Origin of the sequence: Streptomyces sp. NPDC001796, from assembly GCF_042892355.1 — a bacterium.
Classification (GTDB): Bacteria; Actinomycetota; Actinomycetes; order Streptomycetales; family Streptomycetaceae; genus Streptomyces.
Window position 1 is genome coordinate 627,433 of the sequence record NZ_JBIAUC010000001.1, and the last position, 26,975, is coordinate 654,407.

Genomic DNA, 26,975 nt, shown 5'->3' on the forward strand with positions numbered 1-26,975 from the left:
CCGCTCGCTGCGCCTACCGGGAGCCCTGGAAGTCCGGTCCCTCCACGATGAGCCCGGCCACCAGGGCGCCCGACATGCCGGCGTGGGGGAGCCCCCCGCCGGGGTGGGACCAGCCACCGACCCGGTAAAGACCGGGCAGCCGAGTGGTGTTCGCCGGGTGCAGGAAACGCCCCCGGCCTGCGGCGAGCGCGGGCGCGGGCACGGCCCCGGAGGGGGCACCCGTCTCCTCCTCGACATGTCCGGGTGCGCGCACCTCGTGCCACAGCAGCCGCTCCCGCAGACCGGGTATCGCCTGCTCGGCGGCTTCGAGCAGCAGATCCGTGTACCGCCTCACCGTGCCCTCGTCCTCCCAGGGGGCCTCCGAGGACACCACGGCGGACGCCACCACCGATTCGTGCTCGCTGTCGGGCGTGAGTGCGGGGTCGTCGGGGCGCAGAACGGTCACCGTGGGCGGCGGGGGCACGTCGCCGCCCGGTGAGGCCAGGAAGTCCCACTCCGCCTCGGGGGCCGCCGGATGGACCACCGTGCGGTGCACGGCGCCGGGCTCCCGGCCGCCGCGCAGGGCGAGCAGCAGGGTGAACCGGGAGGGTGGGGCCGCGCCGGGGTCGGCCCGTACGTCACCCTCGTCGTTCAGCGGGCGGTCCGTCAGGGCCCGCAGCCGCGCAGGGTGGACGTCCGCCAGAACATGGTCGGCGTCGGCCACCGTCCTGTCCGCCAGCTCCACCCCCGCGGCCCGGCCGTCCCTCTCCACGATCCGGGTGACCTCGGCGCCGAAGACGAACTCCACCCGCCGCTTGCGGCACCGCTCGTACACCGCGCGCGCCAACTCCCGCATGCCGCCGCGCACATACCAGGTGCCGAAGGCGTGCTCCATGTACGGCAGCACGGCCGCGCTCGCCGGAGCGGTCCAGGGGGAGAGGCCGTGCGCGAGCGCGTGACTCAGCAGTAGGGCCTCAAGCCTGTCGTCGCGCAGCTCCCAGGAGGCGATCTCGGTCAGCGTCCCGGCCCGCCGCGTGCGCAGCAGCCGCTTGTGCGGCACCGCCGGATACGGCTCCTTCTCCGCCAGCACCTGCCAGTTGGGCCACAGCGGCTCCTCGAGGAGCGGCCGGCGCGTGCGGTCCCAGGCCTCGCGCGCCCGCACCAGGAAGTCGCCCCAGCGCTCGCCCGCGCCCGCACCCAGCGCCGCGTCCAGCGCGGACACCACACCCGCGCGCGAGGCGTTGGGCAACGCCACCTCGGTGCCGTCCGCGAAGACGTGCCGTGACGAGGGGTCCACCTGGACCAGATCGACGCAGTCCTCCAGCGGCTCCTTGCCGGTCTTGACGAACAGATCGCGGTACACGGCGGGCAGCGTCAGCACTCCCGGGCCCGTGTCGAAGCGGAACCCGTCCCGCTCGAACCGGCGCACCGCACCGCCGTACGTGTCCGTACGCTCGTACACCACCACCCGGTGGCCCGCGACGGCCAGCCGGGCGGCGGCCGCCATCGCGCCCATCCCGGCGCCGATCACCGCAATCCGTGCCATGCCTGCGACCTTATCGGCCGCCGCCGACAATCCGGCCGCGGGCCTGTGACCGGCGCTTTCCGCCACATTCGCGCCCTGGGGCTGAGCGCTCAGGTCTGAGTATCCGTACCTAGCCGGAGAGATGAGTATCTGCGCGGATGGGGTCCGACCCGCGCGGACGAGACAGTGGAGGCACGGAAAGGGGCACGGCTCCGGCACCGCCGACACGGGGCGGCGGAACGGTGCCCGCCCTCGACCGCTCCTTCCGCCGCCACTCCTGCGGCGGAAGCGAGGCAGGGGGAGACCCGGGGGGAGGACCGAACGGGGGTCACGGGGGCACGACGGAGCGCCGGTTCGATGCGGCCCGCCAAGGGCGCGGCCACACGGACCGGCGCTTTCGTCCGCCGGGCGCCACCGGCCGTCCAGGCGCCCTACCAGTCGTCGACGCGCCCTACCGGCCGCCGCTCACGCGCCCCTGGATCAGCCGCGACAGCGCCGCGTGGACGTCGTCCAGGGAGCGCTCCGGCTGGAACGACTGCCAGTCCAGCGCCGCCACCAGCACCATGCCGACCAGCGCCGCCGCCGTCAGCGGGACGTCGATCTCGTCGCTGAACTCGCCGCTCTCCACACCCGCGCGCAGCACGTCCTCGATGGCCGCGACGACCTGCTGCCGGACCACCATGAGCGTGGACTGCCAGGCCCGGTTGGTGCGCCACAGCTCGGCCACATACAGCTGGGTGAAGGACGGGTAGCGGGCGATGAAGGCCAGCCCGGCGCGGATCATGGCGTCCAGGGCGTCCACCTTGGTACCGCCCGCCAGGTCGCTCTGCTCGGCCGCGTCCCTGAGGGAGGCGGTGAGCAGCCCCACACCGTGCCGCAGCAACTCCTCGAAGAGGACCGACTTGCTCGCGAAGTTGTAGTAGACCGTGCCCTTCGCGACCCCGGCCCGCTCGGCGATCTCGTCGACGGTGGTAGCGGAGAAACCCTGCTCCGCGATCAGGGTGACGGCCGCCTCGTAGAGCTTCTGCCGGGTCGCCTCACGGCGGCTCGAGCCGCCGGACGTAGCGGCGCTGCTGCGTTCCATGGCCCTGATTCTCACAGGAACGGCCCGGTGGGATGGCCCGGACCTCACAGGTTCAGCTCCGGGTGCAGCCGGTCGAGCGTCCACACCTGCCTGCGCCGGGCCGACAGGGCGGTCAGCGCGAGGCCGCCCGCAGTGAACGCCGCGAGCACGGCGCACGACTGCCACACCGGACCGAGGCCGCCGCCCGTGATGAGCCTGCGCAGCGCTTCGACGACGTAACTCATCGGCAGGAAGGGGTGGATCGCGTTGAAGAAGCCCGGAGAGGTCTGCACGGGGTAGGTACCGCCCGCGGACGTCAGCTGGAGCATCAGCAGGGCGAGGACGAGGATCCGGCCCGCCGCCCCGAAGCGCGCGTTCAGCCACTGGACGAGCGCCGCGAAGCACGCCGCCACCAGGAACAGGAACCCGATCGTCCCCGCCGCCCGCGCCATCTGAAGGCCGATCGCCCAGTGCAGCACGGCCATCAGGGCGGCCGTCTGCAGCACGCCCACGGCGGCCACCGGCAGCCAGCCCGCCAGCGCGATCCGCCAGGCGGAGGCGCCCGCCGCGAGCGCGCGCCGGTTCATCGGCGGGATCAGCATGTACGCCACCATCGCGCCCACCCACAGGGACAACGGGATGAAGTACGGGGCGAAACCGGTGCCGTAGTTGGGCGCGTGATGCAGGTCCCGGGAGGCCAGCTGCACCGGGTCCGCCATGACCTGGGTGCGCCGGTCGCGGTCCTGCTTGTCGTAGTCGGGGATCTTCCCCGCGCCGTCGTGCAGTCCGCCGGCGAGCTTTCCGGAGCCGTCGGCGAGCTTGTACATGCCGCCGTTCAGGTCGATCGCGCCGCTCTCCAGCTTGCCGATGCCCGAGTCCAGGTCGGCCGCCCCGGCCCGGGCGGTGCCCAGGCCGGTGTGCAGGGTCCGGGCGCCCTTGGCGACTTCGGCGGCGCCCTTGTTGAGCGCGTCCACCTTGGAGACCGCGTCGTCGAGATCGTCGGACAGGTGCGGTGCCGCCTCGGCCAGCGCCCGGGCCTGCCGCTGCAGGGTCTTCAGGTCCTGCCGCATGGCGGTCATGTCGCCGTGGTAGTCCCGCACCACGGTGTTCACGTCCTTGGTGAGCCGCGCCGCGTCCGCTGCGGCGTCCTTCGCCTTCTTCAGGTCCGTGCAGGCGGGGTCGGGCAGGACCTGGCTCACACAGCGCCTCTCGTACACCGCGTCCAGCGTCTCGGACGCTTCACGCGTGCCCTTCTCGGCGGCGGGGGCCGTGGTGACGAAGGCGTCGAGGTGGTCGCTGATGACGCCCGCCGAGTCGGCCACCAGGGTCGCGGTGTCGGCGATCTGCCGTCCGTCCTTCTTCAGGAAGGGCCGCACCTGGTCGGCCGAGCCGTGCACCCGGTCGGCGAGCGCCCGGGTGCCGTCCGCGACCTGCTGGGCGCCGTCCTGGAGGGCGCCCGCCCCCAGGTCGAGCCTGGTGAGGCCGCTCGACAGCTTTCCGCTGCCGCTCTTGGCCTCCTTCAAGCCGTCGGCCAGGTCCTCGGAGCCCTTCTCCGCCTTGCCGATCCCGCCCGTGAGCTGGTCGGCGCCGTCGGCGGCTTTCACGGTGGCCCCGTGGATGTCCGAGAACGAGATGAAGATCCGGTCGAGGAACGACCGCGACGTCTTGGTGGAGGCCGCCGCGCGCACCTCGGCGAACACCGTCTTGGAGATCTGACCGACGATGTAGTTGTTGGCGTCGTTCGTCCGCACCTGAAGGACGCCCGTCTCGGGGGAACTTCCGGAGCTGGAGGCGATCTTGGCGCTGAAGTCGGACGGCATGGTCAGCGACAGGTAGTAGGTGCCGTCCTCGACGCCCTTCCTGGCTTCGGCGGCGCTGACCCGGTGCCACTCGAAGGTGTCGCTCTTGAGCAGCCCCTTGACGAGGTCGTCGCCCGCGGCGAGCCTGCGGCCGGCGACGGTCGTGCCCCTGTCGTCGTCGACGAGCGCCACGGGGATGCGGTCCAGCCGCCCGTAGGGGTCCCAGAACGACCACAGGTACAGGGCGCCGTACAGCAGCGGCAGCAGCAGGAGCGCGACCAGCGCCGCACGCGGCAGCTTTCCCCTGCCGAACCGCCTGAGCTCAAGCGCGGCCAGTTTCGGCGAGCGCATCCGCCGTCTCCTTGTCGTCGTCGCCGTCTTCGGTCGGCTCGTCGGGGGTGGTCTCCTCGCGCGCGTGCCGCGCGCCGGGTGCCGTCGACACCACGACGGCGTCCTCGGGGGCCTCGGTGCACACCGCGAGGACGGTCGTCCCTTCCTCGGTCAGCGACCTCAACAGGTCCCAGGCTTCGGCTTGTTCGGCGGGGGACAGCTTCAGGTCGGCGTCGTCGACGGCGAGCAGGCGGGGCCGGCCGATCAGGGCGAGTGCCACGGACAGCCGCAGGGCCTCCAGTCGCTCCAGGTCGCGTACGGCGGTCCGGCGGCCCTTGGGCAGTTGTTCCGGGTCGAGTCCGGCGGCGGCGAGGGCGGTGTCGATCCGCCGTGCCGCCTCGGCCGCCCTCCCGCAAGCTCTCGACTTCGCTCGAGCAGGGGGCGCCCCCATGCTCCTGGGCCGCAGCAGCGCCCGCAGGGAGTCCCTGAACCTGCTTTCCAGCAGGGCACGTTCGCGCAGGTGCTCGCCGACGGTCAGGGCCGGGTCGAGGTCGGTGACACCGGGCACGTGCGCGAGCGCGCTGATCCGGCGCACGGCGGACATCTCCTTGGGCAGCCGGTGCCCGCCGACCGTGGCCCGTCCCTCGCTCGGCCTCATCCGCCCGGTGAGCGCGAGCAGCAGACAGGTGCGGCCGGAGCCCGAGGGGCCCTCGACGGCGATGAGTGAGCCGGGCTCCGCCTCGAGGCCGACGCCCCGGAAGGCCCAGCCGCGCGGTCCCTTCAGACCGAAGCCGGCGGCACTGACGGCGACCCCGGCCGCCGTCTCTTGCATGTCCATGTCCCCCCTCGTTCCCCTGGGCCGGGCACCCAGTCCCGGGGTCCCGTCACAGGACCCCGGGTTTTTGAACTGACTGGTCAGTGCAAAAACTACTCCGAACCTATGAGCGAAGCAAAAGAGCAGGTCAGAACGGATTGTCAGTGCCATACCCCACGATGGGCACATACGGCAGCCCGTATCAGGGCGTGCCGTCACACAGACGACAGGAGGTTCGTCATGGCCAGTCACCACGCAGCCGCCGCACGCCGGCGCCGCGCCACCGGCCCTGCCCCCTCACTGACCGGCCCGGCGAGCGACGTGCACCCCGTGCTGCGCCGGGCCACGGCCCCGCCCGCCGCCCTCGACCTGCTGGCCCAGGCCCGCGCCGCACTGGAGGAGGCCACCCTCCTCGAAACGCCGAACGAGCGGTACGCGACGGCCCATCTGGCGGCTCTGCGCACCGCCGCCGCCGTGCTCGCCGCGCGCGGGCGCCCGGAGCCGACCGCACGACGCCGCGCGAAGATCCGCAGCGCCTGGGAAGTGCTCCCCGAGATCGCGCCCGAACTCACCGAGTGGAGCGCGCTGTTCGCCTCCGGCGCCGCTCGTCGCGCCCGCGCCGAGGCCGGCATCCGGGGTGCGGCCGGCACCCGGGACGCGGACGACCTGATACGGGACGTGGCGATGTTCCTGCGCCTGGTCGAGCGGATGCTGGTGCTCCAGCCGGTGCTTCCGCAGCCGCGACAGGATGCGGAGCGGGAGATGCCGGACGCGGGGTGAGGATCCGCGCGGGATGAGGGGTCCGGGGCGGGGGCCGGAGGCAATAGGGTGGAGACGCCTGAAGTCTTTCGCCCTGGTAACGGGGGCCGGAAGGCCGTCCGATCGCTCCGCCGAACACCAGGCGGCGCCGCGCCGAGGAGTCAACTGCCGTGTCGGACCCCACTCGCCCCCGCGCGTCTCTCCGTACCGCCGTGGTCTGGGAGGTCCTCAAGGACGCCCTCGACCGCCGGGTCAAGGCCACGGGGCGGGACGTGCTGGACGTCCTCGACACCGGTGGCGGCAGCGGCAACTTCGCCGTACCCGTCGCCCGACTCGGCCACCGCGTCACCGTCGTCGACCCCAGCCCGAACGCGCTGTTCGCGCTGGAGCGCCGGGCCGCCGAGGCCGGTGTCGCCGACCGGGTGCAGGGCGTGCAGGGCGACGCGCACGGCCTGTTCGACGTGGTCGAGCGCGGCGGCTACGACGTGGTGCTGTGCCACGGCGTCCTGGAGTACGTCGACGACCCCGCCGAGGGCGTTCGCAACGCCGTCGCGGCCCTGCGCCCCGACGGTGTCCTCAGCCTGCTCGCCGCGGGCCTCGGCGGTGCCGTGCTCGCTCGGGCCCTCGCCGGGCACTTCAAGGAGGCCAGGCAGGCGCTTCAGGACCCGAACGGCCGCTGGGGCGAGGGCGACCCCGTACCGCACCGTTTCACCACCGAGCAGCTCACCGCGCTCGTCGAGGACGCGGGCCTGAGCGTGGGCGCGGTGCACGGCGTGCGGGTCTTCGCGGACCTGGTGCCCGGGGTGCTGGTGGACACCGAGCCGGGCGCGCTGGAGGCGCTGCTCAAGCTGGAGGCCGCGGCGGCCGAGTCCCCGGCGTACCACTCCGTGGCTACACAGCTGCATGTGCTGGGCGAGACCAAGGGGGCCGCCGAGTCCTGAGCGGCCTGTCGTGGCGCCCCGCTGATCAGCGGCTTGGCAGCGGATGGAGTACGCCACAGGCCACCCGATCGGGTGGTCCGCGCCGTATGATCGAGGGAGACCGACCGGCATGACGGGTCGGCCGCTGGGGAATGAAGATCTCAGTGAGCCGGGACGGGCGTGGCGGATTCCGGTTGGCCAATTGGCGTAGAGGGGCGGGTTTCAAGGGGGCGATTCCCTGCCTATCCTGAAGGGGACCCCCGGTCGCCCCGGCGACTGCACGATGAGGAGGACTCCGTGCCGCTCTCGGAGCACGAGCAGCGCATGCTCGAGCAGATGGAGCGAGCGCTGTACGCCGAAGATCCCAAGTTCGCGTCGGCGCTTGAGGGAAGCGGGCTGCGTACGTACACCCGGCGGCGGGTCTACCAGGCGGTCGCGGGCTTCCTCGTGGGTATCGCGCTCCTCATGGCCGGAATGGTCGCGAAGCAGATCTGGATCAGCGTGGTGGGATTCCTCGTCATGCTGGGCTGTGCGGTGCTCGTGGTGACCGGATGGCGCAAGGTTCCCAAGCCGGGTGAACAGGGGGCGCCGGGCATCCGCCGGCAGGTGCGCCAGCGACGCTCCATGATGGACCGCATCGAACAACGCTGGCAGCGCCGACGGGACGAACAAGGCCAGTAGCCGCAGACGTGACGCAACAGGGGCGACCGGAAGGTCGCCCCTGTTGCTGTACCCGTCCCCGTCCCTGGCCGGTCGCGCAGCCCGTGCCGCCCGCCCCCCCGCACGGGCGGGACGACGGGCGGGGCAGGGCTTGTCGGCGGCGAGCCGGTAGCGCCCGCAGGCGTGAGACGTCGGCCGGGCCGGGGCGCGCGCAGCGCGCAGTGTCCGGTGCCGCCCGCCCCGTCGCCAGGGGCGGGCGGCACCCCGCGTCAGCCCCCTCGCTGGTCCGACGGGCGGCGTGTCAGGGCCGTCCAGCGGGTCGCCCAGCGCGTCCTCAGGTCGGCCCAGCGGTCCGCCGCCGCCCATACCGCGCGCATCGCCGAGGGCGGGGCCACTATCGCGCGGAGGCGGGTGCGGCGGCCGGCCGTGGCGCGCAGGGACGCTCGCAGCTTGCGCACGTCGTCCACCAGGCCCGACTCGGAGCGCGGCTCCGGTGCGTACAGCACCTGCTCCACCGCGCCCGCCACCCGGTGGACGGCCCCCGCCGTCTCGGGGTCCAGCCGGCCGAGCCGCACGATCCGCTCAGCCGCCTTCCGCGGGGTCAGCGCGTCGTCCGGCGCGATCCCGTAGTCCCACGCCGTGTCCGTGAGCTCACGCCAGACGGCCAGGGTGTGGCCCACGGCCACCTCGGTCGCCCGCCCCGGGGCGGTCTCACCGGCCGGCACCGTCATCCCCATCTCGTCCGCATACCGCTCACCGCCGCGATCCCCGCGGCGGACGCGGGCCAGCGGCAGCGCGGACGGAGCGTGCTGCGCGGACGCCAGCCGCACCGACCGGCTCCTGAGCCGCCACAGCATCGGCGTCAGCGGCACCGCCCCCAGCACCACACCCAGCAGCGCCCAGAACAGCACCCGGTACCACGGCGGCCCGTCGTCCCCGGAGCCCGCAGCGACCTGCGCGGACTGGCTCGGGCACCCCTCGAGCTTCCGCAGGGTCGCCGAGCAGCTCTCGCTCGCCGACGGCGCGGTGGACTGCGCCGCCGACGACGACAGCGACGGCCGCGGCACCACCGGAATCTCCCCGCTCGGCGTGTTCGACTGCGTGTACGACGGGGTCGAGCCCCGGTTCGGGGTCGGCTCGAAACGGGTCCAGCCCACCCCCTCGAAGTACAGCTCCGGCCACGCGTGCGCGTCCCGCAGCCCCACCGACAGTGAACCGTCCGCCTGCGGCGACCCCGAGGTGAAGCCGACCGCGACCCGCGCCGGTATCCCCAGCGTCCGCGCCATCGCGGCCATCGCGAAGGAGAAGTGCACGCAGAAGCCCTGCTTGTCCTTCAGGAACCGGGCGATCGCGTTCGGTCCGGTGCCGACCTGCACCTGCGTGTTGTAGGTGAAGCCGCCGTCGACCGCGAAGTAGTCCTGGAGCTTGACCGCCTCCTCGTAGTGGTTCGACGACCCGGCCGTCACCCGGCGGGCCGTCTGCGCCACCACGGCGGGCAACGAGGACGGCACCTTCGTGAACTCGCGCTTCAGCGACGCCGGCGGCTCGGGCGCCTCGGCCAGCTGCTCCGCCGTCGGCTGCACGACCAGACTCTTGACGTCGTACTGCACGCCTCGCGTGTTCTGCCCGTGGTCGCCGACGAGCGTGCGGCCCACCGGCTCGTACCGCCAGCTGCCCTTGATCTTCACGCTCGTCGCCGGGTACGGCATCGGCAGCCAGTCCTGTGCGTACCAGTCCGCCGCCGAGATCCGCGTCTCGATCTCGGTCCGCCGCACGCTGCCCGCGAGTCCGGTCGGCGTCGGGAAGGAGTCCGGCACGGAGGTGATGTGCCGCTGCGCGGGCTTCCAGGTGGTGCCGTCGAAATCGTCCAGGGCGACGATCCTCAGGTACATGTCCTGGGTGTCGTCCGTGTTGGTGCGGTACGCCATGACCTGGCGGTCCTGGTCCACGTTCAGGCTGTCGCGCAGCGACACCAGCGGGTTGACCGCGGAGATCGTGTTGCCGTCGCCGAGCCCCGCGCCCACCCCGGCCCCGGTGCCGTCCAGCAGCCCGCCCCGCAGCGAGGGCAGGGCCAGCGGCACCACCAGGGCGATGCCGAGCGCGACGGCGCCGATGCGGCGCCCGGTGCGCACCGGAGCCACCGCGCCCCCGGAGTCCCCGCCCCCCGCGCGCGGGGCGCCTGTGAAGACCCGCCCCCACTGGGACAGCCGGTCCCGGCCCTCGGCCAGCAGCAGCATCAGATAGCCGCCCGCGGCCACCAGGAACCACACCCAGTCGGCTCCGCCGTGCGACAGGGCCGTCGCCACCGCGTACAGCGCGAGCAGTGGCAGTCCGGCCGGGGCCGCCGCGCGGAACGTCACCGCCAGCGCGTCCACCAGGAGCCCGATCAGCAGCACCCCGCCGACCATCATCAGCCGGATCCCGGGCGTCAGCGGCGCCGGGCTCGTGTACCGGCCGACGTCGTCCCTGCCCGACTGCAGCAGCTCGCCGAAGTGGTGGAAGGCTTCGGGGCCGGGCACGAACCCGGCGAGGGCCTGCTGCCGGGCGAAGACCAGCGTGAGCAGCAGCAGGGCCACCACCACCTGGCAGGCGAGGGTCAGCGGACGCGCCAGCGGCACCCGCCGGGTCGCCGCGCCCACCCCGGTCACCACCGCCACCAGCACCGCCGCCTGGAACAGCCAGGTCGCCGGACTCACCAGCGGCAGCAGGGCGCCGGACGTCATCAGCGTCGCCGCCGCGGCACAGAGCGCCAGACGCGCCCGCCCGCTCATGACCGTCCCTCCGTGCCGCTCAGGGCGCCCACGTCCGTGCGCTGCCGGTCCGCCTCGCGCCACAGCTCCGTCAGGGACACGCCCCGGGGCACGGGCACGGCGGTCCAGCCCGCCTCGCGCAGCAGCCGCAACCGCTCCCCGCTCCGGTCCCCCGGGCCCGGCACATCGGTCGGTTCGTGCCCCCAGGTGTCACTGTCCAGCACGAACGCGAGCGCGCCGCCGCTGCGCCCGCTCATCTTGGCGGCCATCGCGGTCTGCTCCTCGTCGAGATCGCCGAAGAACGCCACCAGCAGCCCCTCGTTCCCCCCGCGCAGCACGTCGTAGGCACGCGACAGACCCGCGCCGTCCGAGTGGTCGATCACGGCGAGTGTGTCCATCATCAGTCCGGCCGCGTCCGCGGACTCCTGGCTCGCGCCCGCGAACCCGTCCGCGCCCTCACCGGGCACCGAACTGCCCGTGTCCGTCAACAGCCGCACGGAGAAGCCCCGTTCGAGCATGTGCACCAGCGCGGACGCCGCGCCCGTCACCGCCCACTCGAAGGCCGAGTCCGGGCCCGCGCCCTGGAAGGCGATCGCCCGGGTGTCGAGCAGCACCGTGCACCGGGCCCGCTGCGGCTGCTCCTCCCGGCGCACCATCAGCTCGCCGTAGCGCGCGGTGGAGCGCCAGTGCACCCGGCGCAGGTCGTCGCCGTACCGGTACCCGCGCGGAATCACGTCGTCCTCGCCGGCCAGCGCCAGCGAGCGCTGCCGCCCGTCGCCGTACCCCTGCGCCTCGCCCGCGAACCTGACCGGCGGCAGCGGCTCCACGCGCGGGATGACCGTCAGGGTGTCGTACGTCGAGAAGGAGCGGGTCAGCTCGCACATCCCGAAGGGGTCGGTGAGCCGCAGCTGGAGCGGGCCCAGCGGATACCGGCCGCGCAGGTCCGAGCGCACGCGGTAGGACACCTCGCGGCGGCCGCCCGCCTCCACCCGGTCCAGGACGAACCTGGGGCGCGGCCCGAGGACGTAGGGCACCCGGTCCTGGAGCATCAGCAGCCCGGTGGGCAGCCGTGAGACGTTGTCCATCCGCAGATGGACCCGCGCCTCGGACCCCGCGGGCACCCGCGAGGGGGACAGACGACGGCTGCCCGCGACCCGGTAACGCGTGCGGTACAGCACGGAGGCGCACGCCAGGGGCAGTACCGCGAGCAGGATGCCCACCCGCAGCAGCTCGCCCTGGCCGAGGACGTAGGCGCAGATCGCGGCGGCCACACCCGCGGCCAGGAAGGACCGGCCGCGCGTGGTCAGCCCCGCGAGCGCGGTGCGCAGCCCGCCCCCGTCCTCCTCGCCGGTGCGCGCCGTCCCCCCGTGGGTCATCAGAGCCTCCGGGGCGGCTGCTGGCCGAAGCCGCGACCGGTGGTGAAGCCGGACTGCTGCTGGGGCCCGGCGGGCACGGGGGTGCTCTGCAGGATCTCCTGCACGACCTGCTCCGCCGTACGGCGGTTGAGCTGGGCCTGGGCGGTGGGCAGCAGCCGGTGGGCGAGGACCGCCACGGCGAGCGCCTGCACGTCGTCCGGCAGCGCGTACTCCCGGCCGGCCAGGGCGGCAGAGGCCTTCGCCGCGCGCAGCAGATGCAGCGTGGCGCGCGGCGAGGCGCCGAGTCTGAGGTCGGGGTGCGTGCGGGTGGCGGCGACCAGGTCCACCGCGTAGCGCCGGACCGTCTCGGCGACGTGGACACCGCGGACGGCCTCCACCAGCTTCACGATCTCGTGCGCGTGCGCCACCGGCTGGAGGTCGTCCAGCGGGTTGACGCCGCCGTGGATGTCCAGCATCTGCAGTTCGGCCTCGGGGCTGGGGTAGCCGATGGAGACACGGGCCATGAAGCGGTCGCGCTGGGCCTCGGGCAGCGGATAGGTGCCCTCCATCTCCACCGGGTTCTGGGTGGCGACCACCATGAAGGGGCTGGGCAGTTCGTACGTCTGGCCGTCGATGGTGACCTGCCGCTCCTCCATCGACTCCAGGAGCGCGGACTGGGTCTTGGGCGAGGCGCGGTTGATCTCGTCGCCGATCACGATCTGGGCGAAGATGGCGCCCGGCTTGAACTCGAAGTCCCGGCGCTGCTGGTCCCAGATGGACACGCCCGTGATGTCCGAGGGCAGCAGGTCGGGCGTGAACTGGATGCGCCGCACCGAGCAGTCGATGGACCGGGCCAGTGCCTTGGCGAGCATGGTCTTGCCCACGCCGGGGACGTCCTCGATCAGAAGATGCCCCTCGGCGAGCAGCACGGTCAGCGAAAGCCGTACGACCTCGGGCTTGCCCTCGATCACGCCTTCCACCGATCTGCGGACGCGCTCCACAGTGGCGGTCAGATCAGTGAGGCTCGCTCGATCGTCATAGGTCGTCACCCGGCCCTCCTCGGCCCGTTCTTTCTCCGGGCCGACGCTCTGCTGTGCGGACCGGCCCACCCCGAAACACGAACACCACGCGTGAGAAGCTCCGCGTGACGCCACAACCCGCAATCTTGCCGCCGTTACCGATTCGTGTCACTCGCCTGTGGATAACTGGCCGCGATATGTCGGCCTTACGGGCTTTTTGGCGCACCAGGGCCGGGATCCTTGTCCGAATCGACTTTTCCCGATGGCCTGCTGACGGCGGGTGGAGAACGGGGCGGGGGCCCGGAACGTGCCGTTATGCCGGATCGATCTCCCGCAGCCGGCCCGTCTTCACGTCGAACACGAAACCGCGCACGTCGTCCGTGTGCACCAGGAACGGCGAGGTGCGCACGCGCTGCATCGACTGCCGCACGTCCTGGTCGACGTCGCGGAACGCCTCGACCGCCCAGGAAGGCCGCTGGCCGACCTCCATCTCCAGCTCGTGCCGGAACTCCTCGGTCAGCGACTCCAGGCCGCAGCCCGTGTGGTGGATGAGCACGATGCTGCGGGTGCCGAGCGCCCGCTGGCTGATGGTGAGGGAGCGGATCACGTCGTCGGTGACCACGCCGCCCGCGTTGCGGATGGTGTGACAGTCGCCCAGCTTCAGGCCGAGCGCGGCATGCAGGTCGAGGCGTGCGTCCATGCAGGCCACGACGGCGACGCCGAGCACGGGACGGGCGTCCATCCCGGGATCGGTGAACGCCGTGGCGTAGCGCTGGTTGGCCTCGACGAGGCGATCGGTGACGGGGCCTGCTATGGCGCCTTCGGGACCGGCGGGTACGGATGCGGAAGTCGTCATACCCATGACGTTACTGGTCATCGGCGATCTCGGCCCCTTGTGGGCAGGGACAAAAAACGCCACTGCGGCGTGTTGTGAGCCAACCCACACCCGATGGGAAACTTCCATCGGATGGGTGAATCCTTTCGAATCCTCCCGCCGTGGCGGGCCGGTGGCGCCACACGCAGGCCCGTTGATTGACCGCGAGACAGGGTGGACTAAAGTGACGCGAAGCGGGAGGCGAGACGCTCTCCCCGCCACTGTTCACCCCGGAGGAGTCGGCGGACGCCGACGACTCCCCGCGTGCGCGGCGCGTACGTACGGCTCGGCCTCCTCCCGCTCCCGGTCGGCTGACGCTTCCGGCGCCGGCAGGCCGCCTTGTGAGCGGGCGGGGACCTGGCGGTGCGATGCGGGCCGCGCCGGATCTGAGAGGCCCCCTTGTCCCAGAGTCGACACGTGCCCGTCATGCTCCGGCAGTGCCTGGACATGCTGGCCCCGGCCCTCGCCGAGCCGGGGGCCGTCGTCGTCGACTGCACCCTCGGGCTCGGCGGCCACAGCGAGGCGCTGCTGACGCGGTTCCCCGCGGCCCGGCTCATCGGGCTGGACCGGGACAAGGAGGCGCTGCGCCTGTCCGGGGAGCGCCTCGCCCCCTTCGGCGACCGCGCCACGCTGGTGCACGCGGTCTACGACGAACTGCCCGACGTGCTCGCCCGGCTGGGCCTCCCGCGCGTCCAGGGCGTGCTCTTCGACCTCGGCGTCTCCTCCATGCAGCTCGACGAGGCCGAGCGCGGTTTCGCCTACGCCCAGGACGCCCCGCTCGACATGCGCATGGACCAGACGACGGGCATCAGCGCCGCCGAGGTCCTCAACACCTACCCGGCCGGCGACCTGGTGCGGATCCTGCGGACGTACGGCGAGGAGAAGCAGGCCAAGCGGATCGTGTCCGCGATCGTGCGCGAGCGCGAGAAGGAGCCGTTCAGCAACAGCGCGCGGCTCGTGGAGCTGATCCGCGACGCGCTCCCGCAGGCGGCCAAGCGGACCGGCGGCAACCCGGCCAAGCGCACCTTCCAGGCGCTGCGCATCGAGGTCAACGGCGAGCTCTCCGTCCTGGAACGGGCGATCCCCGCGGCCGTCAAGGCACTGTCCGTCGGCGGCCGGATCGCCGTCCTCTCCTACCACTCGCTCGAGGACCGTCTGGTCAAGCAGGTGTTCGCGGCGGGTGCGGCGAGCACCGCGCCGCCCGGGCTGCCGGTCGTCCCCGAGCGCTACCAGCCCCGGCTCAAGCTCCTCACCCGCGGTGCCGAACTTCCCACCGAGGAAGAGATCGCCGAGAACCGCCGGGCGGCTCCGGCACGTCTGCGTGGTGCCGAGCGCGTCCGTGAGGACGTCGAGTGAGCCAGGGCACCGAGTGAGCCGTACGACAACCGAGTGAGGCGCACGAAAGGGGTGGGCGAGTGAGCAGGAGACGCGAGGAGGGTGTGGAAGCGCGGCGGGAGGGCGTGTGAGCGGCAAACCCGAACTCAGGGGCCGGGCAGCCCGGCTAGCCCGGCTGATCCCCGCCGGCGGCAGCCGGGCCGCCCGTACACCCTTCGTGCTGCTCGTCGTCCTGCTGCTCGGCGGCGGCCTCATCGCGCTCCTCATGCTGAACTCCGCGCTCAGCGAGGGCGCGTTCAAGCTCGACGACCTGCAACGGCAGACCAAGAGCCTCACCGACGAGGAACAGGCCCTCCAACGGGACGTGGACGCCTACTCCGCGCCCGACGCGCTCCAGCGCCGGGCCCGCGAACTCGGCATGGTCCCCGGCGGCGACCCCGCCTTCCTGAACCCCGACGGCACCGTCAAGGGCGTCCCCAGGCCCTCCGGTCAGCAGGCCCCGGCGAGCACCGCCGCCGCCGTGCGCCCGCCCGAGGCGCTCAGCACCGCCCCCAGCCCGGCGGCACCGCCGTCACCGTCCCCTTCCACGCATCCGGCGGCCGCCCGCACGGCCGCGTCCCCGACCCCGGCCGCCCGCACGGCCGCGTCCCCGACCCCGCCCGCAGCTCCCTCCCCGACCCCCGGCAGGTGACGGAAGTGTCCGACAGGGAACCGCCGCGCCGTCGCGTGCCCGGCCCCGCCCGGCCCGTGCGTCCCGACGCCCGGCGCCGCCCGGCCCCCGGCGCCCGTCCGGCACGCCGCCCGGCCCCGGGCCGCCGCCCCGCCCCGCGCACCATCCGGCTCGGCAGCCCCCGCCCCCGGCTGCGCCTGATCGGCCTCGCGCTCACCCTGGTGATGTCCGCCTTCGTCGTACGGCTGCTCCAGGTGCAGGCCGTGGACGCGAGCACGTACACCGCCAAGGCCGACCAGAACCGCTACGTCGGCCGTACCCTGGCCGCCGTCCGCGGCGAGATCACCGACCGCAACGGCGTCGAGCTGGCGAGCAGCGTGGACGCGTACGACATCACGGCCGACCCGACGCTCTTCACGCCGAAGGTCACCAAGGTCGCGGACGCCCCCGAGCAGGCCGCCGCTCTGCTCGCCCCGATCATCGGCCAGGACACCGCCGAGATCGCCAGGAAGCTCAGGACTCCGGACACCCAGTACGTGCTGCTCGCCCACCGCCAGACCCCTCAGGTGTGGAACCAGATCAAGGATCTGAGGAACACCCTCGCGGCCAAGGCGAGGACGGACCCGAACACGGCCAACGTCCTCGCCGGAGTCCTCGCCGAGCCCACCAACAAGCGCGTCTACCCCAACGGCGACCTCGCCGCCGGGGTACTCGGCTGGGTCAGCGCCGAGGGCAAGGGCGCCGGAGGCATCGAGCAACAGCTGAACCAGGAGCTGGCAGGCAAGGACGGCAAGATCCGCTACGCCCAGTCCGGCGGTCGTCTGGTGCCGACCGCGGGCTCCGCCGAGACACCCGCCGTGGCCGGTTCGGACGTCGAGCTGACCATCGACCGGGACATCCAGTGGGCCGCCCAGAGCGCCATCACCGACCAGGTGAAGAAGTCCAAGGCCGATCGCGGGTACGTCGTGGTGCAGGACACCCGGACCGGTCAGATCCTGGCCCTCGCCAACTCGCCCGGCTTCGACCCCAACGACCTCGCGCACGCCAACTCGGCCGCCCTCGGCAACGCCGCCCTGCAGGACGCGTACGAGCCCGGCTCCACCGCCAAGGTCATGACCATGGCGGCCGTGCTGCAGGAGAACGCCGCGACCCCCCTGACCCACGTCACCGTGCCCAACCGGCTGCACCGCGGCGACCGGCTCTTCGCGGACGACGTCGACCACACGACCTGGTACCTGACCCTCAACGGCGTCCTCGCCAAGTCCAGCAACATCGGCACCATCCTGGCGGCCGGCCAGCTCGGCAGAACGCAGGCGCAGGCCAACGAGGTCCTGTACTCCTACCTGCGCAAATTCGGCATCGGCCGCCCCACCGGACTCGACTTCCCGGGTGAGACCGCGGGCATCCTCGCGCCGCCCGGCAAGTGGTCGACCTCCCAGCAGTACACGATTCCTTTCGGCCAGGGCGTGTCGATCAACGCGGTGCAGGCCGCGTCCGTCTACTCGACCATCGCCAACGGCGGCGTGCGCGTCGAGCCCACCCTGGTGCGCGGTACGAAGGGCCCGGACGGCCGCTTCACCCCGGCCCCCCAGCCCGAGAAGACCAGGGTCGTCAGCGACAAGACGGCGAAGACGCTGGCCCAGATGCTGGAGGCCGTCGTGGACGACGGGCAGGGAACCGGCAACAAGGCGCGCATCCCCGGCTACCGCGTCGCGGGCAAGACGGGTACGGCCAACCGTGTGGATCCGGCCACCGGCAGGTACCGCGGCTACACGTCCTCCTTTGCCGGGTTCGCCCCTGCGGACAACCCGCGCATCACCGTCTACTGCGCGATCCAGAACGCCACGAAGGGCAGCTACTTCGGCGGCGACATCTGCGGCCCCGTCTTCAAGCAGGTGATGGAGTTCGCCCTGAAGACCCTGCAAGTCCCGCCGACCGGAACCGCCCCGGCGAACCTGCCCATCACGTTCACGCCATGATCAGCTCCACGAAGCACTACGGGAAAGACCGACCAGGAACCAGCTCGTGACAACGAACACCCCCGACCCCGGGAACCACACCCTGCCCTCGCCCTCGCCCTCGCGCCTCCCACCACCGCCCTCGTCGGACCGTGCTTCGCGCGGGCTCCCCTTTCGCCCCCCGGGGGGTGCGCCCGGTACGCTCACCGCCGTGCCACACGCTGATCAGTCCCCCACCACTCAGAAGGGCGCTTCCGTGACGTATCCGGGACCGCCCAGGCCGCAGCACGTCTCCGCCACACCCCTCGCGGAGCTCGCCGGCCAGCTGGGTGTCACCGCCCCGGAGGGCGCCGCCGAGGTCACGGGCATCACCCACGACTCACGCGCCGTCCGCCCCGGCGACCTGTACGCCGCCCTGCCCGGCGCCCGGGCGCACGGCGCCGACTTCGTCACCCAGGCCGCCGGACTCGGCGCGGTCGCCGTGCTGACCGACCCGACGGGCGCCGAGCGTGCCGCCGTGACCGGCCTGCCGGTCCTGGTGGTCGACGACCCCCGCGCACGGATGGGGGAGCTGGCGGCCACGATCTACGGCCACCCCGGCCGTGACCTGCTCCAGATCGGCATCACCGGCACCTCCGGCAAGACCACCACCGCCTACCTCGTCGAGGGCGGCCTGAAGACGGTCCGCTCCACGAACGAGGGGGGCCGGCGCGACGCGCCGTCGGCTGAGGGCGATGGTGGGCGACGGGTCGGGCTCATCGGCACGGTCGAGATGCGCGTCGGCGAGACCCGCATCAAGTCCGAGCGCACCACCCCCGAGGCCACCGACCTGCAGGCCCTGTTCGCGGTCATGCGCGAGCGGGGGGTCGAGGCCGTCGCCATGGAGGTATCCAGCCACGCGCTGGTACTCGGTCGCGTCGACGGCTGCGTGTTCGACGTCGCCGTCTTCACCAACCTCAGCCCGGAACACATGGAGTTCCACTCCGACATGGAGGACTACTACCGGGCGAAGGCGCAGCTGTTCACCCAGAAACGCAGCAGGCTGGGCGTGGTCAACGTCGACGACGAGTACGGCCGCAGGCTCGCCAAGGAGGCCGGCGTCCCGGTCGTCACCTACTCCGCCGAGGGTCACCCCGACGCCGACTGGCGCGCAGAGGACGTCCACATCGGCCCGCTGGACTCCACGTTCACCGTGATCGGCCCCAAGGAGCAGCGGATCGCCGCCCGGTCTCCGCTGCCGGGCCCGTTCAACGTGGCGAACACCCTCGCAGCGATCGTCGCCCTCGCCGAGGCCGGGCTCGACCCGCAGACCGCCGCCGACGGCGTCGCCGCCGTGCCGGGCGTCCCCGGGCGACTGGAGCGCGTGGACGCCGGCCAGCCCTACCTCGCGGTCGTGGACTACGCCCACAAGACCGACGCCGTCGAATCGGTGCTGCGCGCCCTGCGCAAGGTCACCGAAGGCAGGCTGCACGTCGTCATCGGCTGCGGCGGCGACCGTGACACCACCAAGCGCGCCCCCATGGGCGCCGCCGCGGCCCGGCTCGCCGACACCGCCGTACTGACCTCCGACAACCCGCGCTCCGAGGACCCCCTCGCGATCCTCGCCACCATGCTCCAGGGCGCCGCGTCCGTGCCCGCGCACGAGCGCGGCGAGGTCCAGGTCTTCGAGGACCGGGCCGCCGCCATCGAAGCGGCCGTCGCCCGCGCGCGGCCCGGGGACACCGTGCTCGTCGCGGGCAAGGGCCACGAACAGGGCCAGGACATCGCCGGAGTGGTCCGTCCCTTCGACGACCGCCAGGTGCTTCGCGAAGCTATCCAGAAGACCCAGGGATGAACTTGTGATCGCCCTCTCCCTCGCCGAGATCGCAGAAGTCGTCGGCGGGCAGACGCATGACATACCGGACCCGTCCGTCCAGGTCACCGGGCCGGTCGTCCGGGACTCCCGCGAGGTGGGGCCCGGTTGCCTCTTCGTCGCCTTCGTCGGCGAACGCGTGGACGGCCACGACTTCGCGCGGGCGGCCGTCGAGGCGGGTGCCGCCGCCGTTCTGGCGTCGCGCCCCGTCGGCGTGCCCGCGATCGTCGTGGAGGACGTCCAGGCCGCCCTCGGCGCCCTCGCGCGTCACGTCGTCTCACGGCTGGGGGCGACCCTCGTGGCCCTCACCGGCTCCGCCGGCAAGACCAGCACCAAGGACCTCATCGCCCAGGTGCTGCAGCGCAAGGCGCCGACCGTGTTCACACCCGGCTCGCTCAACAACGAGATCGGGCTGCCGCTGACCGCCCTCAGCGCCACCGAGGACACCAGGTTCCTCGTCCTGGAGATGGGCGCCCGCGGCATCGGCCACATCCGATACCTCACCGAGCTGACCCCGCCGAAGGTCGGTGTCGTGCTCAACGTCGGCTCCGCCCACATCGGCGAGTTCGGCGGCCGCGAACAGATCGCACAGGCGAAGGGCGAACTCGTCGAGAGCCTGCCCTCCTCGGACGCCGGCGGCATCGCGGTCCTCAACGCCGACGACCCGTACGTGCGTGCCATGACCTCCCGTACGAAGGCGAAGGTGATCCTTTTCGGAGAGTCCGACGAAGCGGACGTACGCGCCGAGAACGTGAGACTCACGGACAGCGGACAGCCCGCCTTCAGGCTTCACACACCCTCCGGTGCATCCGATGTGACCATGCGCCTGTACGGTGAGCACCACGTGTCGAACGCGCTCGCCGCGGCCGCCGTCGCCCATGAGCTGGGCATGTCCGCAGAAGAGATCGCCGTCGCGCTCTCCGAGGCGGGCTCCCTCTCCCGCTGGCGGATGGAGGTCACCGAGCGCCCTGACGGCGTGACCATCGTCAACGACGCCTACAACGCCAACCCCGAGTCCATGAAGGCCGCCCTGCGCGCGCTGGCCGCCATGGGCCGGGGACGGCGGACCTGGGCGGTGCTCGGCAAGATGGCCGAGCTCGGGGACGAGGCGCTCGCCGAGCACGACGCGGTCGGACGGCTCGCCGTCCGGCTCAACGTCAGCAAGCTCGTCGCGGTCGGGGACAGGGAAGCGTCCTGGCTGCAACTGGGCGCATATAACGAGGGTTCGTGGGGTGAGGAGTCGGTGCACGTGTCCGACGCACAGGCGGCGATCGACCTGTTGCGCAGCGAGTTGCGCCCGGGAGACGTCGTACTCGTGAAGGCGTCCCGGTCGGTCGGGCTCGAGAGCGTGGCGCAGGCGCTGCTCGAGACCGGTGCCGAGGGTGAGGTTGCCGCCCGATGATGAAGCAGATCCTGTTCGCAGGAGTCATTGGCCTCTTCCTGACGCTGGTCGGCACGCCGCTGCTGATCAAGCTGCTGGCCCGCAAGGGCTACGGGCAGTACATCCGCGACGACGGACCGCGCGAGCACGCCAGCAAGCGCGGTACGCCGACCATGGGCGGTATCGCCTTCATCCTGTCGACGATCGCCGCGTACTTCCTGTCCAAGGTGATCACCGGCTACTCGCCCAACTACTCCGGGCTGCTGGTGCTCGCGCTGATGGCGGGCATGGGCCTGGTCGGCTTCCTCGACGACTACATCAAGATCGTCAAGCGTCGGTCGCTCGGTCTGCGCGCCAAGGCCAAGATGGCCGGACAGCTGATCGTCGGCATCGCCTTCGCGGTGCTGGCGCTGCAGTTCGCCGACAGCCACGGCAACACCCCGGCCTCCACCAAGCTGTCCTTCGTGCAGGACTTCGGCTGGACCATCGGCCCGGTGCTGTTCGTCATCTGGGCGCTGTTCATGATCCTCGCGATGTCGAACGGCGTGAACCTCACCGACGGTCTCGACGGCCTGGCCACCGGCGCCTCCGTGCTCGTGTTCGGCGCGTACACGTTCATCGGCGTCTGGCAGTTCCAGGAGTCCTGCGCCAACGCCATGACGCTGACCAACCCGTCGGCCTGCTACCAGGTGCGCGACCCCCTCGACCTCGCCATCGTCGCCTCGGCGCTGATGGGCTCCTGCCTGGGCTTCCTGTGGTGGAACACCTCACCGGCCAAGATCTTCATGGGCGACACCGGGTCGCTCGCGCTGGGCGGCGCGCTCGCCGGCCTCGCCATCTGCTCCCGCACCGAGCTGCTGCTCGCGCTGCTGGGCGGTCTGTTCGTCCTGATCACCATGTCCGTCGTGATCCAGGTGGGCTCCTTCCGCCTCACCGGCAAGCGGGTCTTCCGGATGGCGCCGCTCCAGCACCACTTCGAGCTCAAGGGCTGGTCAGAGGTCCTGGTGGTGGTCAGGTTCTGGATCATCCAGGGTATTTGCGTGGTCGTCGGACTGGGCATCTTCTATGCAGGATGGGCAGCGGAAAAGTGACCGACTGGCAGGGCAAGCACGTCACCGTCGCCGGGCTCGGCGTCTCGGGCGTCCCGGCGGCCAAGGTGCTGCACGGGCTCGGCGCGGTCGTGACCGTCGTCAACGACGGCGACGACGAGCGGGCCCGGGTGCAGGCCGCAGAGCTGGAGGCGCTCGGGATCACCGTGCGCCTCGGTGATGGCGCGACCCTGCCCGAGGGCACCGAGCTGATCGTCACCGCGCCCGGCTGGAAGCCGGACAAGCCGCTGTTCGCCGCGGCCACGAAGGCGGGGGTGCCGGTCTGGGGCGACGTCGAGCTCGCCTGGCAGCTGCGCGGCCCCGACGCCGCGCCCTGGCTCGCGGTCACCGGCACCAACGGCAAGACCACGACCGTGCAGATGCTCGCCTCCATCCTGGAGGCGGCGGGCCTGCGCACGGCCGCCGTCGGCAACATCGGGGTCTCGCTGCTCGACGTCGTCCTCGGCGAGGAGAAGTACGACGTCCTGGCGGTGGAATTGTCGAGCTATCAGCTCCACTGGGCCCCGTCGCTGCGCGCCCACTCCGCCGCCGTACTGAACCTGGCGCCCGATCACCTCGACTGGCACGGCTCGATGGAGGCCTACGCCAAGGACAAGGGCCGTATCTACGAGGGCAATCGGGTCGCCTGCGTCTACAACGTCGCCGACAAGGCCACCGAGGACCTGGTGCGCGACGCGGACGTCGAGGAGGGTTGCCGGGCCGTCGGCTTCACGCTGGGCACACCCGCGCCGTCCCAACTCGGCGTCGTCGACGGCATTCTGGTGGACCGCGCCTTCGTCGAGGACCGGCAGAAGAACGCGCAGGAGCTGGCGGAGGTCTCCGACGTCAACCCGCCCGCCCCGCACAACATCGCCAACGCCCTTGCGGCGGCGGCCCTCGCGCGCGCCTTCGGGGTGCCGGCCGGGGCCGTACGGGACGGACTGCGCGCCTTCCGGCCGGACGCGCACCGCATCGCGCACGTGGCGGACGTGGACGGCGTCGCGTACGTCGACGACTCCAAGGCCACCAACACGCATGCCGCTGGGGCCTCGTTGGCGGCCTATGAGTCGATCGTGTGGATCGCGGGCGGGCTCGCCAAGGGAGCGACCTTCGACGAACTGGTCGCGGGCGCGGCCAAGCGGCTTCGGGGTGTGGTGCTCATCGGTGCGGACCGGGCGCTGATCCGTGAAGCCTTCGCGCGACACGCGCCGGAAGTACCGGTGGTGGACCTCGAACGGACCGACACTGGGGCGATGCGGGCGGCTGTGGCCGAGGCGCGGAAGCTGGCGCATACGGGTGACACCGTGTTGCTGGCCCCTGCTTGTGCCTCGATGGACATGTTCGCCAACTACAACAAGCGTGGGGATGCGTTCGCGGAGGCCGTTCGCGAACTCGGTGAGGGCGCGGGCGCCTGACGCCGGGTCTCGGCCACCGCCGGTGGCCTGGGGACCCTTGGAGGGACGCGTGAGTGGAATGTGGCTGGTGATTCGACGGCGGCGGCCCGCCGGTGTCACAGCGACGATGAGGTGACCGGTGGCAGCCAGTAGCCGTACCGCGCCGCGCGCGCCCAAGCGCCCCCCCACCGCCCCGCCGCCGCGCGACAACGCACTCACCCGGCTCGTCGCGCGGGCCCGGCGGGCGTGGGACAGGCCGCTCACCGCGTACTACCTGATCCTCGGCAGCAGTCTGCTGATCACGGTGCTGGGTCTGGTCATGGTCTACTCGGCCTCCCAGATCACCGCGCTGCAGATGTCGCTGCCCGGGTCGTACTTCTTCCGCAAGCAGTTCCTCGCGGCCGCGATCGGGGCCCTGCTGATGCTCGTCGCCTCACGGATGCCCGTGAAGCTGCACCGGGCGCTGGCGTACCCCATCCTGGCCGGTGCCCTCTTCCTGCTCGTCCTGGTACAGGTGCCGGGGGTGGGCATGGCGGTCAACGGGAACCAGAACTGGATCTCGCTGGGCGGCTCCTTCCAGATCCAGCCCAGCGAGTTCGGCAAGCTCGCGCTCGTGCTGTGGGGCGCCGACCTGATCGCGCGCAAGCAGGACAAGCGGCTGCTCACGCAGTGGAAGCACATGCTGGTGCCGCTCGTTCCGATGGCGTTCCTGCTGCTCGGGCTGATCATGCTGGGCGGCGACATGGGTACGACGATCATCCTGACCGCGATCCTGTTCGGACTGCTGTGGCTGGCCGGGGCGCCCACGCGGCTGTTCGCCGGCGTGCTGGGCGTCGCCGTGGTGCTCGGCGCCCTCGCCATCGAGAGCAGCCCGCACCGCCTGAACCGCCTGGCCTGCATCGGCGCGACCGACCTGGGTCCGAACGACATCTGCTGGCAGGGCGTGCACGGCCTCTATGCCCTCGCCTCCGGCGGAATTTTCGGTTCCGGGCTCGGTGCAAGTGTGGAGAAATGGGGGCAACTCCCCGAGGCGCACACTGACTTCATCTTCGCCGTCACCGGTGAGGAACTCGGCCTCGCGGGCACGCTGTCGGTACTGGCCCTCTTCGCGGCTCTAGGCTATGCGGGTATCCGCGTGGCCGGACGCACGGAGGATCCCTTCGTGAGGTATGCCGCGGGAGGCGTGACCACCTGGATCATGGCCCAGGCCGTGATCAACATGGGTGCGGTGCTCGGCCTGCTGCCGATCGCCGGCGTCCCGCTCCCGCTGTTCTCCTACGGGGGATCCGCCCTGCTGCCGACCATGTTCGCCATCGGGCTGCTGATCGCCTTCGCGCGCGACGAGCCCGCTGCGCGGGCGGCGCTTGCGATGCGGCAACCCCGCTTTGGTAGAAAGCGGGCGGGAGGCACCAGGATGGATCGGGGGCCTCGGAGATGGAACACGATGCGACGGCGTGCCTCGGCGGCGCGTTCGTCCGGAGAGCGGTGAATTTCGGTGCATGTCGTACTCGCCGGTGGGGGGACCGCCGGCCACATCGAGCCCGCGCTCGCCCTCGCGGACGCCCTGCGCAGGCAGGATCCGACCGTGGGGATCACGGCCCTGGGCACGGAGCGCGGGCTGGAGACCAGGCTCGTCCCCGAGCGGGGCTATGAACTCGCGCTGATCCCCGCCGTCCCCCTGCCGCGCAAGCCGACCCCCGAGCTGATCACGGTCCCCGGGCGGCTGCGGGGCACGATCAAGGCTGCGGAGCAGATCATCGAGCGCACCAAGGCGGACGCCGTCGTCGGCTTCGGCGGCTATGTCGCGCTGCCCGGTTATCTGGCCGCCAAGCGACTCGGCGTGCCGATCATCATCCACGAGGCCAACGCACGCCCCGGCCTCGCCAACAAGATCGGCTCGCGGTACGCCGCCCAGGTCGCCGTCTCCACGCCGGACAGCAAGCTGCGCGGCGCCCGCTACATCGGCATCCCGCTGCGCCGCTCGATCGCCACCCTGGACCGCGCCGCCGTACGGCCCGAGGCCCGCGCCGCGTTCGGTCTCGACCCGAACCTGCCGACGCTGCTGGTCTCCGGCGGCTCCCAGGGCGCCCGCCGGCTCAACGAGGTCGTCCAGCAGGTCGCCCCGTACCTCCAGCAGTCCGGCATCCAGATCCTGCACGCGGTCGGCCCGAAGAACGAACTGCCGCAGGTGCACCAGATGCCGGGGATGCCGCCCTACATCCCGGTAAGTTATCTGGACCGGATGGACCTCGCGTACGCGGCGGCCGACATGATGCTCTGCCGCGCGGGCGCGATGACCGTCGCCGAACTCTCCGCCGTCGGGCTGCCGGCCGCGTACGTTCCGCTGCCCATCGGCAACGGCGAACAGCGGCTGAACGCCCAGCCGGTGGTCAAGGCCGGCGGCGGACTGCTGGTCGACGACGCGGAACTCACGCCCGAGTGGGTCCAGCAGAACGTCCTGCCGGTGCTCGCCGACCCGCACCGGCTGTACCAGATGTCCCGTGCCGCCAGCGAGTTCGGCCGCCGTGACGCCGACGAGCTGCTGGTCGGCATGGTGTACGAGGCGATCGCTTCGCGCCACCAGTGACAGCTTGAGGGAAGGCAGGAACCGTGGCCGGACCGACGACCGCCGAGCGCGGCGAGCGGAAGCAGGTTCGGCCCGGCTCGCCCCGGCCGCCCCGTCCCGGGCGGCTGCGCACCCTTCGTATGCTCATCATCCTATCGCTGGCGGCGGTGTTGGCGGCCGGCGGCTCGCTCTGGCTGCTGTACGGCTCCCCGTGGCTGCGCGTGGAGCACGTGTCCGTTTCCGGAACCGGGGTGCTGACCACGGCGCAGGTGCGCGAGGCGGCCGGAGCAAGGATCGGAACGCCGCTGATTTCCGTCGACACCGAGGCGATCGAGGCGCGTGTGCGCCGGAAACTGCCTCGAATTGACACGATTGACGCCGTCCGCTCCTGGCCCCACGGAATCGGGCTGAAAGTGACTGAACGTACTCCCGTTCTGGTCATCAAAAACGGCGGAAAGTTCGTAGAAGTGGACAGGGAGGGTGTACGGTTCGCCACGGTTTCGCAGGCCCCGAACGGCATCCCGGCTCTGGAATTGACCGTGTCCAAGTCGGCCGGCTGGCGCCGGTTCGGCACCGACCGGATGGTCCGCGAGGCCGCCCGCGTGGCCCGGGACGTACCGGCCGGCGTCAAGCGGGACATCCGGACCGTCAGAGTCCGTTCCTATGACGCCATCTCGCTGGAGTTGAGTGGCGGGCGGACCGTGCTGTGGGGCAGCAGCGAGGGGGGCCGCGCGAAGGCCGCCGCGCTCACCGCGCTGATGAAAGCCGCGTCCGGCGCGCGGCACTTCGATGTCAGCGTCCCCACCGCCCCCGCGTCATCGGGGAGTTGACGCACATCCGCGCAGGCCAGCACCCTGGTTGGGCACTGCTACGGCTGATCACAT

General features: G+C 72.1%; 21 protein-coding genes. 13 read left to right on the forward strand and 8 right to left on the reverse strand.

The window, feature by feature from the left end; translation table 11 throughout:
* Positions 1 to 13: 13 nt before the first annotated feature.
* The 4 genes from ACFYZE_RS02800 to ACFYZE_RS02815 form a co-directional block, all read right to left on the reverse strand.
* On the reverse strand, positions 14 to 1,525 hold the full coding sequence (locus tag ACFYZE_RS02800; protein ID WP_388987503.1) for a phytoene desaturase family protein: 1,512 nt from the start codon (positions 1,523 to 1,525) through the stop codon (positions 14 to 16).
* Positions 1,526 to 1,955: 430 nt separating this feature from the next.
* On the reverse strand, positions 1,956 to 2,588 hold the full coding sequence (locus ACFYZE_RS02805) for a TetR/AcrR family transcriptional regulator (protein WP_388987505.1): 633 nt from the start codon (positions 2,586 to 2,588) through the stop codon (positions 1,956 to 1,958).
* 44 nt (positions 2,589 to 2,632) lie between these two features.
* Entirely contained in the window at positions 2,633 to 4,717 is a 2,085-nt protein-coding gene (locus ACFYZE_RS02810) for a YhgE/Pip family protein (RefSeq protein WP_388987508.1), read from the reverse strand.
* Complete coding sequence (locus tag ACFYZE_RS02815; protein WP_388987933.1) at positions 4,689 to 5,528, reverse strand: ATP-binding cassette domain-containing protein; 840 nt, start codon at positions 5,526 to 5,528, stop codon at positions 4,689 to 4,691. The genes ACFYZE_RS02810 and ACFYZE_RS02815 overlap by 29 nt, the downstream gene beginning before the upstream one ends.
* Positions 5,529 to 5,750: 222 nt before the next feature.
* Between ACFYZE_RS02815 and ACFYZE_RS02820 the strand changes: the two genes are divergently transcribed.
* The 3 genes from ACFYZE_RS02820 to ACFYZE_RS02830 all read left to right on the forward strand — a co-directional run bounded on the left by ACFYZE_RS02820 (position 5,751) and on the right by ACFYZE_RS02830 (position 7,870).
* The gene (locus tag ACFYZE_RS02820) at positions 5,751 to 6,290 is read left to right on the forward strand and encodes an SAV_6107 family HEPN domain-containing protein (RefSeq protein WP_388987511.1); all 540 of its coding nucleotides are present in this window, start codon (positions 5,751 to 5,753) and stop codon (positions 6,288 to 6,290) included.
* Between the two features lie 149 nt (positions 6,291 to 6,439).
* Positions 6,440 to 7,210, forward strand: a complete 771-nt coding sequence (locus tag ACFYZE_RS02825) for a methyltransferase (protein WP_388987514.1) — start codon at positions 6,440 to 6,442, stop codon at positions 7,208 to 7,210.
* Positions 7,211 to 7,486: 276 nt separating this feature from the next.
* Positions 7,487 to 7,870 (forward strand): DUF3040 domain-containing protein, encoded by a 384-nt coding sequence (locus tag ACFYZE_RS02830; RefSeq protein WP_103839859.1) that lies wholly within the window; start codon positions 7,487 to 7,489, stop codon positions 7,868 to 7,870.
* Between the two features lie 248 nt (positions 7,871 to 8,118).
* On the opposite strand, the gene ACFYZE_RS02835 is transcribed toward ACFYZE_RS02830, so the two are convergent.
* The 4 genes from ACFYZE_RS02835 to ACFYZE_RS02850 form a co-directional block, all read right to left on the reverse strand.
* Positions 8,119 to 10,620: a DUF3488 and DUF4129 domain-containing transglutaminase family protein gene (locus ACFYZE_RS02835; protein WP_388987516.1), complete on the reverse strand. Its 2,502-nt coding sequence runs from the start codon at positions 10,618 to 10,620 to the stop codon at positions 8,119 to 8,121.
* Positions 10,617 to 11,975, reverse strand: coding sequence for a DUF58 domain-containing protein (locus ACFYZE_RS02840; protein WP_388987519.1), 1,359 nt, complete (start codon positions 11,973 to 11,975; stop codon positions 10,617 to 10,619). Before ACFYZE_RS02840 ends, ACFYZE_RS02835 begins: the two co-directional genes overlap by 4 nt.
* Entirely contained in the window at positions 11,975 to 13,003 is a 1,029-nt protein-coding gene (locus ACFYZE_RS02845) for an AAA family ATPase (protein ID WP_388987521.1), read from the reverse strand. Before ACFYZE_RS02845 ends, ACFYZE_RS02840 begins: the two co-directional genes overlap by 1 nt.
* A gap of 283 nt (positions 13,004 to 13,286) precedes the next feature.
* Positions 13,287 to 13,829, reverse strand: coding sequence for a beta-class carbonic anhydrase (locus ACFYZE_RS02850; protein WP_388987524.1), 543 nt, complete (start codon positions 13,827 to 13,829; stop codon positions 13,287 to 13,289).
* A 417-nt stretch (positions 13,830 to 14,246) separates the two neighbouring features.
* Here ACFYZE_RS02850 and rsmH point away from each other — a divergent pair, with 417 nt between their 5' ends.
* From rsmH to ACFYZE_RS02900, 10 genes are all read left to right on the forward strand, one after another.
* A complete protein-coding gene (rsmH, locus tag ACFYZE_RS02855; RefSeq protein WP_388987526.1) occupies positions 14,247 to 15,203 on the forward strand; it encodes a 16S rRNA (cytosine(1402)-N(4))-methyltransferase RsmH in 957 nt (318 codons plus the stop codon).
* 106 nt (positions 15,204 to 15,309) lie between these two features.
* On the forward strand, positions 15,310 to 15,873 hold the full coding sequence (locus tag ACFYZE_RS02860) for a septum formation initiator family protein (RefSeq protein WP_388987528.1): 564 nt from the start codon (positions 15,310 to 15,312) through the stop codon (positions 15,871 to 15,873).
* Positions 15,874 to 15,878: 5 nt separating this feature from the next.
* Positions 15,879 to 17,831, forward strand: coding sequence for a peptidoglycan D,D-transpeptidase FtsI family protein (locus ACFYZE_RS02865; RefSeq protein ID WP_388987531.1), 1,953 nt, complete (start codon positions 15,879 to 15,881; stop codon positions 17,829 to 17,831).
* Between the two features lie 235 nt (positions 17,832 to 18,066).
* The gene (locus ACFYZE_RS02870; RefSeq protein WP_388987936.1) at positions 18,067 to 19,644 is read left to right on the forward strand and encodes a UDP-N-acetylmuramoyl-L-alanyl-D-glutamate--2,6-diaminopimelate ligase; all 1,578 of its coding nucleotides are present in this window, start codon (positions 18,067 to 18,069) and stop codon (positions 19,642 to 19,644) included.
* A 4-nt stretch (positions 19,645 to 19,648) separates the two neighbouring features.
* The gene (gene murF / locus ACFYZE_RS02875) at positions 19,649 to 21,064 is read left to right on the forward strand and encodes a UDP-N-acetylmuramoyl-tripeptide--D-alanyl-D-alanine ligase (protein WP_388987534.1); all 1,416 of its coding nucleotides are present in this window, start codon (positions 19,649 to 19,651) and stop codon (positions 21,062 to 21,064) included.
* The gene (mraY, locus tag ACFYZE_RS02880) at positions 21,061 to 22,134 is read left to right on the forward strand and encodes a phospho-N-acetylmuramoyl-pentapeptide-transferase (protein ID WP_388987537.1); all 1,074 of its coding nucleotides are present in this window, start codon (positions 21,061 to 21,063) and stop codon (positions 22,132 to 22,134) included. The genes murF and mraY overlap by 4 nt, the downstream gene beginning before the upstream one ends.
* Positions 22,116 to 23,546, forward strand: a complete 1,431-nt coding sequence (gene murD, locus ACFYZE_RS02885) for a UDP-N-acetylmuramoyl-L-alanine--D-glutamate ligase (protein WP_388987540.1) — start codon at positions 22,116 to 22,118, stop codon at positions 23,544 to 23,546. Before mraY ends, murD begins: the two co-directional genes overlap by 19 nt.
* A gap of 118 nt (positions 23,547 to 23,664) precedes the next feature.
* Positions 23,665 to 25,014: a putative lipid II flippase FtsW gene (gene ftsW / locus ACFYZE_RS02890; RefSeq protein ID WP_388987543.1), complete on the forward strand. Its 1,350-nt coding sequence runs from the start codon at positions 23,665 to 23,667 to the stop codon at positions 25,012 to 25,014.
* Positions 25,015 to 25,020: 6 nt separating this feature from the next.
* A complete protein-coding gene (gene murG, locus ACFYZE_RS02895) occupies positions 25,021 to 26,112 on the forward strand; it encodes an undecaprenyldiphospho-muramoylpentapeptide beta-N-acetylglucosaminyltransferase (RefSeq protein ID WP_388987546.1) in 1,092 nt (363 codons plus the stop codon).
* A 23-nt stretch (positions 26,113 to 26,135) separates the two neighbouring features.
* Positions 26,136 to 26,921, forward strand: coding sequence for a cell division protein FtsQ/DivIB (locus ACFYZE_RS02900; protein ID WP_388987549.1), 786 nt, complete (start codon positions 26,136 to 26,138; stop codon positions 26,919 to 26,921).
* Positions 26,922 to 26,975: the final 54 nt, after the last annotated feature.

Excerpts from the sequence above, each read along its gene's own strand:
- ACFYZE_RS02840 (WP_388987519.1), bottom strand. The coding sequence starts at position 11,975 with ATGACCCACGGGGGGACGGCGCGCACCGGCGAGGAGGACGGGGGCGGG.
- murD (WP_388987540.1), top strand. The coding sequence starts at position 22,116 with ATGGGCAGCGGAAAAGTGACCGACTGGCAGGGCAAGCACGTCACCGTC.
- ACFYZE_RS02820 (WP_388987511.1), top strand. The coding sequence starts at position 5,751 with ATGGCCAGTCACCACGCAGCCGCCGCACGCCGGCGCCGCGCCACCGGC.
- ACFYZE_RS02805 (WP_388987505.1), bottom strand. The coding sequence starts at position 2,588 with ATGGAACGCAGCAGCGCCGCTACGTCCGGCGGCTCGAGCCGCCGTGAG.
- ACFYZE_RS02835 (WP_388987516.1), bottom strand. The coding sequence starts at position 10,620 with ATGAGCGGGCGGGCGCGTCTGGCGCTCTGTGCCGCGGCGGCGACGCTG.
- ACFYZE_RS02850 (WP_388987524.1), bottom strand. The coding sequence starts at position 13,829 with ATGACGACTTCCGCATCCGTACCCGCCGGTCCCGAAGGCGCCATAGCA.
- ACFYZE_RS02810 (WP_388987508.1), bottom strand. The coding sequence starts at position 4,717 with ATGCGCTCGCCGAAACTGGCCGCGCTTGAGCTCAGGCGGTTCGGCAGG.
- mraY (WP_388987537.1), top strand. The coding sequence starts at position 21,061 with ATGATGAAGCAGATCCTGTTCGCAGGAGTCATTGGCCTCTTCCTGACG.
- ACFYZE_RS02815 (WP_388987933.1), bottom strand. The coding sequence starts at position 5,528 with ATGCAAGAGACGGCGGCCGGGGTCGCCGTCAGTGCCGCCGGCTTCGGT.
- ACFYZE_RS02800 (WP_388987503.1), bottom strand. The coding sequence starts at position 1,525 with ATGGCACGGATTGCGGTGATCGGCGCCGGGATGGGCGCGATGGCGGCC.